General features: G+C 46.5%; 11 protein-coding genes. 5 read left to right on the top strand and 6 right to left on the bottom strand.

Features of this window, described 5'->3' with window-relative positions:
- Position 1 precedes the first annotated feature (1 nt).
- From NP165_RS01925 to rapA, 5 genes are all read right to left on the bottom strand, one after another.
- Positions 2 to 1,003, bottom strand: coding sequence for a M48 family metallopeptidase (locus NP165_RS01925; RefSeq protein WP_257084670.1), 1,002 nt, complete (start codon positions 1,001 to 1,003; stop codon positions 2 to 4).
- Positions 1,003 to 2,175, bottom strand: coding sequence for a YjgN family protein (locus NP165_RS01920; protein WP_257084669.1), 1,173 nt, complete (start codon positions 2,173 to 2,175; stop codon positions 1,003 to 1,005). Before NP165_RS01920 ends, NP165_RS01925 begins: the two co-directional genes overlap by 1 nt.
- Positions 2,176 to 2,347: 172 nt before the next feature.
- The gene (locus NP165_RS01915; protein ID WP_257084668.1) at positions 2,348 to 3,310 is read right to left on the bottom strand and encodes a D-2-hydroxyacid dehydrogenase; all 963 of its coding nucleotides are present in this window, start codon (positions 3,308 to 3,310) and stop codon (positions 2,348 to 2,350) included.
- Between the two features lie 29 nt (positions 3,311 to 3,339).
- Positions 3,340 to 4,077: a bifunctional tRNA pseudouridine(32) synthase/23S rRNA pseudouridine(746) synthase RluA gene (rluA, locus tag NP165_RS01910; protein WP_257084667.1), complete on the bottom strand. Its 738-nt coding sequence runs from the start codon at positions 4,075 to 4,077 to the stop codon at positions 3,340 to 3,342.
- Positions 4,078 to 4,150: 73 nt separating this feature from the next.
- Positions 4,151 to 7,060 (bottom strand): RNA polymerase-associated protein RapA, encoded by a 2,910-nt coding sequence (gene rapA / locus NP165_RS01905; RefSeq protein WP_257084666.1) that lies wholly within the window; start codon positions 7,058 to 7,060, stop codon positions 4,151 to 4,153.
- A gap of 466 nt (positions 7,061 to 7,526) precedes the next feature.
- On the opposite strand from rapA, the gene NP165_RS01900 reads away from it, so the two are divergent.
- From NP165_RS01900 to NP165_RS01880, 5 genes are all read left to right on the top strand, one after another.
- Complete coding sequence (locus tag NP165_RS01900) at positions 7,527 to 8,903, top strand: PhoH family protein (protein ID WP_257084665.1); 1,377 nt, start codon at positions 7,527 to 7,529, stop codon at positions 8,901 to 8,903.
- Between the two features lie 118 nt (positions 8,904 to 9,021).
- Entirely contained in the window at positions 9,022 to 10,026 is a 1,005-nt protein-coding gene (locus NP165_RS01895) for an ornithine carbamoyltransferase (RefSeq protein WP_257084664.1), read from the top strand.
- Positions 10,027 to 10,281: 255 nt separating this feature from the next.
- Complete coding sequence (gene pyrB / locus NP165_RS01890) at positions 10,282 to 11,211, top strand: aspartate carbamoyltransferase (RefSeq protein WP_257084663.1); 930 nt, start codon at positions 10,282 to 10,284, stop codon at positions 11,209 to 11,211.
- Positions 11,212 to 11,227: 16 nt separating this feature from the next.
- On the top strand, positions 11,228 to 11,689 hold the full coding sequence (gene pyrI / locus NP165_RS01885; RefSeq protein ID WP_257084662.1) for an aspartate carbamoyltransferase regulatory subunit: 462 nt from the start codon (positions 11,228 to 11,230) through the stop codon (positions 11,687 to 11,689).
- 122 nt (positions 11,690 to 11,811) lie between these two features.
- On the top strand, positions 11,812 to 12,201 hold the full coding sequence (locus tag NP165_RS01880) for a RidA family protein (RefSeq protein ID WP_053396392.1): 390 nt from the start codon (positions 11,812 to 11,814) through the stop codon (positions 12,199 to 12,201).
- Positions 12,202 to 12,328: 127 nt separating this feature from the next.
- Here the strand turns inward: NP165_RS01880 and mdh are convergent, their stop codons facing one another.
- The gene (mdh, locus tag NP165_RS01875) at positions 12,329 to 13,261 is read right to left on the bottom strand and encodes a malate dehydrogenase (RefSeq protein WP_257084661.1); all 933 of its coding nucleotides are present in this window, start codon (positions 13,259 to 13,261) and stop codon (positions 12,329 to 12,331) included.
- Positions 13,262 to 13,333 lie beyond the last annotated feature (72 nt).

Here is a 13,333-nt window from a genome sequence, read left to right as displayed (position 1 = left end):
TTTAGTCCCGAGCGGCTTGTATCCGTTGGTCGAAATCTGGATGAGAACTTAACCACTTGGGAATCTCTATCGATTCTTGCTGGTGGAACAATTCAAACATCTCAGCCATCGGCTCACTCGTACCATAAATGGTCAACATTGCCTGTTTAGCGAACAGATCCGCCTCATTTTCTGCATCTCTGGAATGCCCTGCCGACAAGAAAAACACCCCCAAACCGGCAAGGTTATCGATAACCCCAGAACTTTCCCCTGTGAGCAATGCCACACCCACAGAAAGAATGCTCGAATGCACCAACCTTTTCATCATATGACGATGATGAATATGGCCAATTTCATGCAGGATAATACTATCGAGTTGCTGCGGAGTTTTTGCCAGCTGCACTAACTCATCGAGTAAGACCACTTTCCCACCCGGCAGCGCAAAGGCGTTGGCTCCCATGGTTGAAGAGCGAAACACGATTTCGACTGGATACGGCAACGGCTCTAAAGACGTTAAGTTAGACTTCACACGCTGACGAATTGCTGCTTGCTGAGCCTCAGGCAACTCACTGTCTCGCCATTCCTCAGAGGCGCTTGAGAGCATCTCCAAGGTTTGTTCGCCTAGTTCAACCGCCACTGCATCAGGGAGCGCTAATACCACCTTCTCGCTCACCCAAGGCAGTGCGTGAGTGTAACCGCCAATAATCACAGCGATACAAACCACAATCGATATCAACCAGCCAAAAAGGTTGGACTCGAGCTTGTCTAGCCAACCGATCTTGCGCTGACTTTTCAGCCACTGGCTGAGTTCAGGACTGCGTTCAACCACAAAGACCCAACCATCGGGCAACTTAATTCTAATCGGGAGATTTCCGACCGGAATACTGATCTCCGCACGCATTAAGTCACAACTGAAGATCATCCCGTCCACCCGCAAGCTCAATACATTCGCTTGGGTAGTATCAAGTTCAGCCTCATAGCGCAAAGAACTTTTGGGCGGGAAAGCAACCCCTAGAAATCGCATTAACCGATGCCTAAATTGACATCAAAAGCTTGTGCCACTTCATCACCGATTGCCGATTTCACATCAGAATCTTGATCAGCAGCAAGCAACAGATCCATATCACCTTCAACCGACGTATGCTCTGCGACATAATGGGAAGTTCTTACCATTACCCACGCTCGACCTAAACCTAAAGTGAAGATTAGGATCAAAAAGTTCGTCACGACAAGGCCTACATAGCCTGACGTTGACATACTTGAAGTCAATCCAAAGCGGTTCTCTTGCGCTTCTTTTGCAATCACGACACGGCTAAACAGATAGTTTCTGGTTTGCACTGCCATGTAAGCAAACATAGCCGCACCCAGTAAGCCGACAACAATCAATAGTAAAACGTACGACGCCGCCGCTCCCATAATGACTGCCATTACCATGTACGGATTAGTTAGCGCTTCAAAGGAAGCTAAGCCACCAACAAGAAGGGCAATGATAAGGCCAAGGCCAATGACAGCAGCAAGGAAAAGACCCGCGGCCTTGAAAGCCAGTTTAATAAAGAAGCCAACTTCCACATCACCCGAGAACTGCCAGTCACCGTAGCGATAACCATTGATAAAGTAGCCGTGCATTCCCGCTAGCACCCAAGCTTGCACAGCCGCCATCACAAAAATAGAGCCAATAACCAAAACAACCACTAAAGGCTGCGAAAACTGAGCAGCGAAGCCAACAAGCGCAAAGTAAGCGCCTATCGCCAACAAGGCAACAAAACCGCGTCCCATTAGAGATTTGTATGCACCACCAAGTGAGCCCACAAAGCTAAAATGCACATTACGATAACTCGTCATCGCGCAATCAAAACGGGCATTACTCCAAATTAACCACGGGAGTGCTGCATAAAAAATAAGAATAAAAAGAGATGAAATAGCAGGATGCACCGATAACCCTATCGTCCAAATGACAATCAGCACAAAAGCCACAATTCGACCTTTTAGAATTTGGATTGGCGTCGCGTGATATTCAAAGTTATCACTCGCAATTTGAGTGTTCCCGTAGAAGTAGCGCTTAGTTCTCACTTTGGCCCAAGCAGAGTAGATACCTAGCGTGATGATTGAGAGTAGAACATTGACGATCCAAATGCCAAAGAACTCTCCCCCCTTCCCGTGAAATTGCACTGGGTTGGAGATCTGTTTCTGATCCATATGTTATTTCCTGACGTTTAGTTTAATGAATTAAATTTTAGGCCGAATAATGTCTTACATTTCATTGATTCGGTCTATAAAACCATCCCTAAATTATGCAATCAGTAGATATGCATCACAATATGTGATGCATTCAATTTTCATCACTAAACTTTCATCAGAATGTAGACGTTTAAACTACTCTGTTTTGGTACTTCCCTTCTAAATAGGCAGCAACATTGTCCATCAAAATATTGGCGAGCTTTTGAATGGAAGAATCGCTTCCCCAAGCAACATGCGGCGTCAGTAACAAGTTCGGTAAATCGATATTCTCAATCAGTGGATTATTGATATCTGCAGGTTCTTCGGTAAAAACATCCACACCGGCACCAGCAATCATGCCTCGTTTTAAAGCATCGACCAAAGCAGCCTCATCGACTAGCCCACCACGGCCAGCGTTAATCAAAATGGCGTTAGATTTCATTAAGCCAAGCTCAGGCTTTCCAATTAAGTGACGCGTATTCTCATTGAGTGGGCAGTGTAAGGTCACGACATCAGAGTTTTGCAGTACTTGTTCAAATGGAACAAATCCATCACGGCATACTTCTACGCCTTTTCGTTCAGCAAAAATCACCTTCATGCCAATCGCTTTGGCTAATACTGCCGTCGCCTGTCCCAGCGCTCCAGAGCCGACAATCCCAATCGTTGAGCCCGCAACATCGCCAATTGGATGCGTAAAGAAACAAAACTGCTTATGGCGCTGCCACTCTCCCTTGGCAATGTCATTGTGATAACCCATTAGATTACGCCTAAGAGCAAAGAGCATCGCAATCACATGCTCAGGCACAGATTGCGTGGAGTAACCTTGCACATTGGTCACGGCAATGCCGCGTTCCTTACAATATTCGACATCCACATTGTTATAACCCGTTGCAGACACAGCGATGAGTTTGAGCGTCGGTAGCTGCTGGAGAATATTTTGGTCTAAAACGACCTTGTTGGTAATGGCGACTTGTGCATCTTTCAGACGCTCGATCACCTGATCTGGGGAGGTAAAATCGTATTCGATCCACTGGTGATCGAAAGGTAGATGAGGAAGTTCGATTTGGGATGGGATCGTGGCTCGATCCAAAAAAACAACATTAGGCAGCGACATGTGATCTCCTTGTGCTGCCTATATGAATGTTAAGGTCTTGGCAGCGTTTTATAATCCGGTAATTTTCGCACAGGATCAAAATAGTTAAAGATCATCTCTTCCGCTTCAGGATAAAAGTCACAAGGAACGAAAATACTACGCAGCCAATGACTACGCGGATGATAAAAACTTAACTCTGCAGCATGGAGTTCTAAGCGATTCGAGAACTGGAACGCCTCTCCCTCAGAGTAAAACTCATCGCCCACAATCGGGTGCCCCAACGCCTGCATATGAACACGCAGTTGATGAGAACGCCCCGTGATCGGCAATAGCCTGACGATCGTCGTTTTCTCTTCACGTTTCGCTATCTGAAATAGCGTTTTCGAGGGTTTACCGTCCTCAAAACACACTTTCTGTTTCGGGCGGTTCGGCCAGTCGCAGATCAATGGCAGTTCGATCACGCCTTCTTCCTGCTCCACATGTCCCCACACTCTGGCGTAATAGACCTTGTGGGTTAAACGAAACTGAAACTGCTTTTTCAGTGCGCTTTCTGCACGTTTGTTCTTTGCTAACACCATCAAACCAGACGTACACATATCCAGACGGTGAACCACTTGGATCTCTGGATACGTTTCCTGAAGTCTAGACCACATACTGTCATGATGCTCTGGTGCTCGACCAGGGACCGACAAAAGCCCCGATGGCTTATTCACCGCCAAGATATGTTCATCTTCAAAAACAATATCCACCCAAGGATCACAAGGTGGGTTGTACTCTAGCATTGCCATGAAATGGTTCCGATATAGGAGTAATGACTGTCGCCCTACCTAATCGGTAAGGCGAACAGAATATCAATGAGGATTAGTTGTGCGAGACTACGATCATACGTAGCGAATCAAGCTGGTACTGAGCTTGGCCGATGTAGCCAGTCAGCTCTTTGATCTGCTCGTCAATCGCTTCAATTTCTTCGTCACGGATGTTCGGGTTTACCGCCTTCAGTGCTTGTAGACGTTCAAGCTCAGCGTTCAGGCTAGATTGCATCTCTTTTTGCGCCTGTTCACGAATCGCCGCCACTTTCTCAACAACCAGCTTATCACCTGCGGTAATCATTTGATGAACTTGTGCCTGAACCGAAGCAACCAGTTTCGTCGCGATGTGACGACCTACCGGGCTTAGCTGACGGTTAAAGCTGTCAAACTCAACTTGCGCTGAAAGATCATTGCCTTTGCCATCTAACATCAGACGAATTGGCGTGGTTGGCAAGAAGCGGCTAATCCCACTGCGCTTCGGTGCTTGCGCGTCCACTTTGTAGACAAGCTCAAGCAGCATAGTACCTACTGGCAATGCTTTGTTCTTTAGCAGCGAAACGGCCGTTGTACCGACACCTTCACTCATCAGAAGATCAATACCACCTTGGATCATTGGGTGTTCCCAGCTGATAAAGTGCATGTCTTCACGCGAAAGAGCGGTATCACGGTCAAACGTAATCGTTGCGCCTTCGTATGGAAGCCCTGGGTAGCTTGGCACCATCATGTGTTCAGACGGTGTCACTACCAGCGCATTTTCACCTTTGTCATCTTGGTTTAAGCCAATGGTGTCAAACAGGCTTAGCGCGAAAGTCACCAAGTTTGTATCGCCATCAGTTGCCGCAATCTTCTCGACGATTGCCTGCGCTTTCTCGCCGCCATTGGAGTGCATTTCCAACAGACGGTCACGACCTTGTTCTAGCTGCGCTTTGAGCTCTTTGTTCATGGCTGCTGATTCTACAATCACTTCATCAAGCTCTGTCACATCGCCAGACGCCAGCATGCCGATCAGTTGCTCTGAGAATCGGTCATACACAGAACGACCTGTTGGACAGGTTTCCGCAAACGCATTTAAGCCTTCATCAAACCAGCGCGCTAAAATCGCCTGCGAAGTACCTTGCAGGTACGGCACATGGATATCGACATCGCGGTTCTGACCAATACGGTCCAAACGGCCAATACGCTGTTCCAACAAATCTGGGTTGAACGGCAAGTCGAACATCACAAGCTGGTTTGCAAACTGGAAGTTACGGCCTTCTGAGCCAATTTCACTACAAATCAGAACCTGAGCACCGCCCTCTTCCTGCGCAAAGTAAGCCGCAGCTTTATCACGCTCAAGAATGGACATACCCTCGTGGAATACCGTCGCGCGGATACCTTCACGCTCACGCAGAGCCTGTTCAAGTTGCAGCGCGGTACTGGCACGTGAAGCGATCACTAAGATCTTCTCACTGCGCTTGTCGGTGATCTTTTCAAGTAGCCAGTTAACACGGCTATCGAACTGCCACCAGCTTGAATCTTCACCTTCAAACTCTTGGAAGATCTCTTCTGGATAAAGATTTTTCATCGCACGCGCTTCTGGCGTCATCTTACCGCCAATCATGCCTGATACACGCATCGAGGTGGTGTACTGCTGCGGGATTGGCATTGGAATTAGATTCACATTACGCGCAGGGAAGCCTTTGATAGCCGCACGCGTATTACGGAACAAAACGCGTCCTGTACCGTGGCGATCCATTAGGTTGTCAATCAACTCTTGACGCGCAGCCGCTTTTTCTTCTTCATCGCTATTGCTTTCAATAATGCGGAATAGCGGCTCGACATCTTGCTCAGAAAGCAGTTCGGTAATCTGGTTTTTAGCGTCGTTTTCAAGTTTATGACCAGAGAAAAGCGCACTCACAGAATCCGCAACTGGCGCGTATTGCTCTTCTTCTTTAACGAACTCTTCGTAATCAAAAAAGCGGTCAGAATCGAGTAGACGCAAACGAGCGAAGTGACTTTCACGACCAAGTTGTTCTGGCGTTGCCGTTAACAAAAGTACGCCTGGCGTGTTTTCCGCCAAGCCTTCAATCACTTGGTATTCGCGGCTTGGTTTTTCAGGGCTCCACTCTAAGTGGTGCGCTTCATCGACAACCAACAGATCCCACTCGCCTTCCAGCGCTTGTTCAAAGCGTTTTCGACTCTTACGTAAAAAGTCCAGAGAACATAATACGTATTGTTGCGTATCAAATGGGTTCTCTGAATCGGCATACGACTCAACGCAACGCTCTTCGTCAAAGATAGAAAAATGCAGGTTAAATCGACGCATCATCTCAACGAGCCACTGATGCTGCAATGTTTCTGGTACCACAATTAAAATGCGTTCAGCACGACCCGCTAACACCTGCTGGTGAATGATCATACCCGCTTCGATGGTCTTACCCAGTCCCACTTCATCGGCAAGTAATACACGTGGTGCGTGTCTACGACCCACTTCGTGCGCGATATATAGCTGATGAGGAATGAGGCCAGCACGCATGCCACAAAGTCCGCGCATTGGGCTCTTGTGCTGTTCATACTGGTTCAGCAAAGCGCGGTAACGCAGAACAAAGTTGTCCATACGATCGATTTGACCCGCGAACAGCTTATCCTGAGGCTTGTTGAATCGGATTTGGTTACTCAGCATGATCTCACGCAGTACAACCTCTTCTTCGCCTGTATCTTCACGCGTACCGATGTAAGTAAATAGACCTTGATCTTCGAGCACTTGATCTACTTTTAATGACCAGCCTTCCTGGCAATCAATCACGTCACCACTATTAAAAGTCACTCGGGTTACTGGTGCATCACTTCGAGCGTACACTCGGTTTTCTTCAGAAGCTGCAAACATTAAAGTCACAGTACGCGCGTCCAATGCAACAACGGTTCCTAAACCTAGATCGCTCTCTGTATCGCTAATCCAGCGCTGGCCCAAAGCAAATGTCATGAATCGACTACCTCATCTGTTTTTAATTCAAAAAATGGGTCTATTTATCTTAGCTGTTCTCACGTGACTTAAAAGGCATCTAACGGGGAAAGTGTGTTAGTAGCCACGTAGAAAAAGGCCGCTAATCTTACTCGAAGCTGTGATATTGGTCACGCACAAAGACCTCAAAAACCAACAAATTTTTGTCGTTCTATTGCATGACATCAAAATGTAAGAAAACAGTGGCACATCTAAAAGGGAGAGTTGAAATTTTGATTTATAATCTTATGTACAGTCCCTCATTGAGACTGTTTAGGATGAAGATCAACACGGGTTTGCAGTAATGTAGTCGAACTATTAGACCCCGAATTGGGTTATCCGATTGCCGAGTGACAATGTAGCTGGCTACATGCTGCAAACAAGCGCAGTTAGACCCTTCATGTCCAAATGAAGGGGAGCAAGCCGCACTACGGCAAAGGAGACGCTTATGGGCAACACGGATCGAAAACTATTCGTCCTCGACACCAACATCCTTCTTCATGAACCTTTAGCTATCTACTCCTTCCAAGAGCATGACGTCGTCGTCCCAATGACAGTACTCGAAGAACTTGACCGAATCAAAGACAGCAAACGCGATGTAGCGCGTGATGCTCGTGTAGCTATTCGCGCCCTCGAAGCGCTGTTTAAAGACGCCACCCCAGATGAAATTTCTGAAGGTATTCCGATTAGCCGTGAAAAAGAAGACACCGGCCATATCGCCATTCTCGCAGACTATGAACTGCAAGAAACCGTAAAAGCGTTTGCCGACAAAGCCGGTGACAACCGCATTCTCAATGCCGTAATTTATCTCCAGAACAAACGCGCTCCACGAGAAGTCGTGTTAATTACCAAAGACATCAACATGCGTTTGCGTGCCAAAGGTGCCGGCGTTCGCTTTGTTGAAGACTATCGTACTGACCAACTCATCGACGATGTTCAATACCTCACTAAAGGCTTTCAGCAAATTGAAGGTGACTTTTGGAGCAACATTGAACAAGTTGAAAGCAAGAACCTTGCAGGTAACACCTTCCACACGCTTGACAGAGAGCCTTTTGAGCCGACTTACATCAACCAATATGTGATTGATGAAGAGAGTGACTTTGCAGGGCGTGTGGAAGAAATTACACCCGAAAAAATCACCATTAAAGATCTCAGCCGCGAGCGAATGATGCACCGCCGCGCGTGGGATATTATGCCGAAAAACATCTACCAAGGTATGGCGCTGGATGCGCTTCTCGATCCTGATATTGACTTGGTGATCTTAACTGGCGCAGCTGGTAGTGGTAAAACCTTGCTAGCAATGGCAGCAGCCCTTGAGCAAACCATTGAAAGGAAAATGTTCGATAAGATCATCGTGACCCGAAACACACCAGATATTGGCGAGTCGATCGGTTTCCTACCCGGCACAGAAGAAGAAAAGATGTTGCCGTGGCTTGCCGCTGTGACCGATACACTGGAAGCGCTTCATAAGAATGATCACTGTACAGAAGGCTCTCTCAAGTACATCTGCGACAAAGCCAATATTCAGTTTAAATCCATCAACTTCATGCGCGGACGTTCCATCCAAAATGCCTTTGTGTTGTTGGATGAATGCCAAAACTTAACCGCCTCTCAAATCAAAACCATCATAACGCGTTGTGGGGAAGGCACAAAAATCGTCTGTTCCGGTAACCTCGCGCAGATCGATTCGCACTATCTCACCCCGGTAACTTCCGGTTTAACCTACATGGTCGAGCGATTTAAAAACTTTGAAGGCAGCGCCAACATCCACCTTAACGGCGTGGTAAGAAGCCGCTTGGCAGAGTTTGCGGAAGAGAATTTATAATCACACCAGGCGAGATAAAATTCACATCTCGCCTTACTTTTAAAATAATTATTCACAAATGCAATTCAAATGTGTTTAACTATCTCCATTATACGAATGAACATTCAAGGACTGGAGCATGGCTTTCAACTTACGTAACCGCAATTTTCTTAAGCTACTCGATTTCACCCCTAAAGAGATCCAATTCCTACTTGACCTCTCTGCCGATCTAAAAAAAGCAAAATACGCAGGGACAGAGCAGAAAAAGCTCGTAGGCAAAAATATCGCTCTTATCTTTGAAAAGTCATCCACTCGTACTCGCTGTGCGTTTGAAGTTGCCGCGTTTGATCAGGGCGCTCAGGTTTCCTATATCGGTCCATCTGGTTCTCAGATTGGCCACAAAGAATCAATGAAAGATACTGCCCGCGTTTTGGGCAGAATGTACGATGGCATTGAGTACCGTGGTTTTGGTCAAGAGATAGTTGAAGAACTCGGTGAATATGCTGGCGTTCCCGTATGGAATGGCTTAACCAACGAATTTCACCCAACCCAGATTCTGGCGGATTTTCTCACCATGCTAGAACATGGTCGTGGCAAACTGCTGCACCAAATCAAGTTTGCTTACCTTGGCGACGCTCGTAATAACATGGGTAACTCACTAATGGTAGGCGCGGCTAAAATGGGAATGGACATTCGCCTTGTTGCCCCAAAAGCGTACTGGCCTGAAGAAGAGTTAGTCGCAGAGTGTCGTGAAATAGCAAAGCAAACTGGCGCTAAAATCACCCTCACTGAGAACGTGGAAGAAGGCGTTAAAGAGTGTGACTTCCTTTACACCGATGTATGGGTATCAATGGGCGAAGCGCCTGAAGCGTGGGATGAACGTGTTGCGATGATGACGCCTTACCAAGTCAACATGGATGTGATTGAAAAAACAGGCAACCCTCAGGTTAAATTTATGCACTGTCTTCCTGCTTTCCATAACGATGAGACCACCGTAGGTAAAGAAGTGGCAGAGAAATACGGCATGAAAGGGTTGGAAGTCACCGAAGATGTGTTTGAGTCAGAATACTCGATTGTGTTTGATGAGGCCGAGAATCGCATGCATACCATCAAAGCCGTGATGGTAGCCACACTCGGTTCTTAAGTCCTTCAACGTTTGCACGATAAAGGCGCGATGTAATCGCTTGCGTTGACAAAACTTAAGCGTATAATGCTCCGCAATTTGTCTGGAGATAGTGAAAAAATGCCTCGTAATTCGTGCTCGAAAAAGCGTATTACATTTGGTAAGCCAAAGCGCTTGCCGGCCTTGGTTTTTTTCTATTTCTACCGATTTTAAAAGCCTCCCGTAATGGGAGGCTTTTTTATTGCCTAAAATTCGTACTCAGATGGGAAGATGACTATGACGAACACGCTTTACAACAAGCATATTATCTCGATTCCTGAACTCTCGCGTGAAGAGCTGGAATTGATTGTCAAAACTGCTGGTGAACTCAAAGCCGAGCCAAACCCAGATCTGATCAAAAACAAAGTGATCGCAAGCTGCTTCTTTGAGCCTTCAACTCGTACTCGACTGTCATTTGAAACCGCGATTCAACGTATCGGTGGTGACGTCATAGGTTTTGACAACGGTGGTAATACATCTCTTGCGAAAAAAGGCGAAACACTGGCAGATTCAGTCCAAGTTATTTCTTCTTATGTCGATGCGTTCGTTATGCGTCACCCACAGGAAGGCGCAGCTCGCCTGGCTTCAGAATTCTCAAATGGCGTACCCGTTATTAACGCGGGCGATGGTGCAAACCAACACCCAACTCAAACACTGCTCGACCTATTTTCAATTGCCGAAACGCAAGGCCGCCTAGATAACTTAAATGTCGCGTTTGTCGGTGACTTGAAATACGGTCGCACCGTGCATTCTTTGACTCAAGCACTGGCTAAGTTCAACAACATCCGCTTCTTCTTTATTGCGCCAGAAGCTCTGGCCATGCCGGATTACATCTGCGAAGAGTTGGACGAAGCAGGCATTGAATACAGCCTACATACCGACATGGAAAGCGTGATCCCAGAATTGGACGTGCTATACATGACACGTGTACAAAAAGAGCGTTTTGACGAGTCTGAATACGCACACATCAAATCAGCGTACGTCCTTACGGCTTCTATGTTGGAAGGTGCGCGCGAGAACCTGAAAGTGCTGCACCCACTACCGCGCGTCGATGAAATCACAGTCGACGTTGATAAAACGCCACACGCTTACTATTTCCAACAAGCTGAAAATGGCGTTTACGCACGCGAAGCGCTTTTAGCACTAGTACTGAACCAATCACTGTAATCGAGAGGAAACCAAGATGACTAAAGAAACTCAATTGCAGGTAGAAGCAATTAAAAACGGTACAGTAATCGACCACATTCCAGCAAAAATTGGTATTAAGGTGCTCAAGCTGTTCTCAATGCACAAATCTGAGCAACGTGTCACGGTTGGCCTTAACCTTCCATCATCAGCATTGGGTCACAAAGACCTACTCAAAATCGAGAATGTGTTCATCAGTGAAGAGCAAGCGAACAAACTGGCCTTGTACGCGCCTCATGCAACTGTTAACCAGATTGAAAATTACGAAGTGGTGAAGAAGCTGGCTTTAGAACTGCCAGAGCAAATCAACAACGTTTTTGAATGTCCAAATACCAACTGTATCTCGCACAACGAGCCAGTGGAAAGCAGCTTTAAGATTTTCGAAAAGAAAGAAGATATTCGCTTAAAGTGCAAATATTGCGAAAAAGTTTTCTCCCGTGAAATCGTCACGGAACGATAGTTTATACTAGAGAACAATATGTTAATGCCTAGTTAAACTAAGCTAGGCTTTTCTCTTTACTGGTGGTCTTTTTCAAGGCAAACTGAAGGCTCTTTACCCCAATAATCAAATGGAACATTATAATGACTAAAGTACTTCACACAGAATCTGCTCCTGCTGCAATCGGTCCATACATCCAAGGTGTTGACCTAGGTAATATGGTTCTAACTTCAGGCCAAATCCCTGTAAACCCTGCAACTGGTGAAGTATCAGCGGATATCGCAGAACAAGCACGTCAGTCTCTTGATAACGTAAAAGCCGTTGTTGAAGCTTCTGGTCTAACTGTTGCTGACATCGTTAAACTAACGGTATTCGTTAAAGACCTAAACGACTTTGGCACAGTAAACGAAGTGTACGGTAAGTTCTTTGACGAGCACAACGTAGAGCACTACCCAGCACGTTCTTGTGTAGAAGTTGCTCGCCTACCTAAAGATGTAGGTATCGAAATTGAAGCTATCGCAGTACGTAAGTAACAGCGAATAGCAACCAAACGTTAAAGCGAGCCAAGGCTCGCTTTTTTAATGCCTAAATCTAAATCACAGACGCCGTGGATAAAAAAAGCCGACTCGAAAGTCGGCTTAATCATCTGTTTAGTTCGGCTTATTTAGCGAAGTCTACACCAATTTGGATGTCGCCGTTTAGCGTCTCTAGCATGCCGTCTAGCGCTGATTTCTCGTAATCGCTTAGAGGACCGTAGCTTAGTACTTCTTCAACGCCTTCTTTACCTAGCTTAACTGGCTGTGCAAAGAATGGTGCGTGCTCACCGCTACCTTCAACGTAAGCGTACTCAACCACTTCTTCACCCTGAAGTGCTTTAACCAGAGAAAGACCAAAGCGACATGCAGCCTGACCCATAGAAAGCGTCGCGCTACCGCCACCCGCTTTCGCTTCAACTACTTCAGTACCTGCGTTTTGAATACGCTTAGTTAGTGCTTCTACTTCTTCAGCTGTGAATTCAACACCTTCTACTTGAGAAAGAAGAGGAAGAATTGTTACGCCAGAGTGGCCGCCGATAACTGGTACACGAACTTCACCTGGATCTTTATCTTTAAGATCAGCGATGAATGTCTCTGAACGGATCACGTCAAGAGTAGTCACACCAAATAGACGACGCTTGTCGTATACGCCTGCTTTCTTAAGAACTTCAGCAGCGATTGGCACAGTTGTGTTTACTGGGTTTGTGATGATACCCACAAGAGCTTTTGGACAAACAACTGCAATTTTTTCAGCTAGAGATTTTACAATGCCAGCGTTCACATTGAACAGGTCAGCGCGATCCATACCAGGTTTGCGCGCAACACCAGCAGAGATAAGAACCACGTCTGCACCTTCAAGAGCAGGTGTTGGATCTTCACCAGCGTAGCCTTTGATAGAAACAGGCGTTGGGATGTGGCTTAGATCAGCAGCAACACCCGGAGTTACTGGCGCGATATCGTACAGTGCCAGATCTGAACCAGCAGGAAGGCGATTTTTCAGCAATAGAGCTAGGGCTTGACCGATGCCACCAGCGGCACCAATAACGGCTACTTTCATTGTAGTTCTCCTTGAGATGACTCTCTTATATGATCTTGTAGGTTAGTATACCCGAGTAACCTTTCCGTTGGG

This window comes from Vibrio japonicus, from assembly GCF_024582835.1.
In the GTDB taxonomy this organism is placed as follows: Bacteria; Pseudomonadota; Gammaproteobacteria; order Enterobacterales; family Vibrionaceae; genus Vibrio; species Vibrio japonicus.
This window is presented reverse-complemented; position numbering and strand designations above follow the sequence as displayed.

Bases quoted from the DNA above. Each gene is read 5' to 3' on its own strand.
- NP165_RS01880 (WP_053396392.1), top strand. From the start codon at position 11,812: ATGACTAAAGTACTTCACACAGAATCTGCTCCTGCTGCAATCGGTCCA.
- NP165_RS01895 (WP_257084664.1), top strand. From the start codon at position 9,022: ATGGCTTTCAACTTACGTAACCGCAATTTTCTTAAGCTACTCGATTTC.
- mdh (WP_257084661.1), bottom strand. From the start codon at position 13,261: ATGAAAGTAGCCGTTATTGGTGCCGCTGGTGGCATCGGTCAAGCCCTA.
- rluA (WP_257084667.1), bottom strand. From the start codon at position 4,077: ATGGCAATGCTAGAGTACAACCCACCTTGTGATCCTTGGGTGGATATT.
- rapA (WP_257084666.1), bottom strand. From the start codon at position 7,060: ATGACATTTGCTTTGGGCCAGCGCTGGATTAGCGATACAGAGAGCGAT.
- pyrI (WP_257084662.1), top strand. From the start codon at position 11,228: ATGACTAAAGAAACTCAATTGCAGGTAGAAGCAATTAAAAACGGTACA.
- NP165_RS01900 (WP_257084665.1), top strand. From the start codon at position 7,527: ATGGGCAACACGGATCGAAAACTATTCGTCCTCGACACCAACATCCTT.
- NP165_RS01920 (WP_257084669.1), bottom strand. From the start codon at position 2,175: ATGGATCAGAAACAGATCTCCAACCCAGTGCAATTTCACGGGAAGGGG.
- NP165_RS01925 (WP_257084670.1), bottom strand. From the start codon at position 1,003: ATGCGATTTCTAGGGGTTGCTTTCCCGCCCAAAAGTTCTTTGCGCTAT.
- NP165_RS01915 (WP_257084668.1), bottom strand. From the start codon at position 3,310: ATGTCGCTGCCTAATGTTGTTTTTTTGGATCGAGCCACGATCCCATCC.
- pyrB (WP_257084663.1), top strand. From the start codon at position 10,282: ATGACGAACACGCTTTACAACAAGCATATTATCTCGATTCCTGAACTC.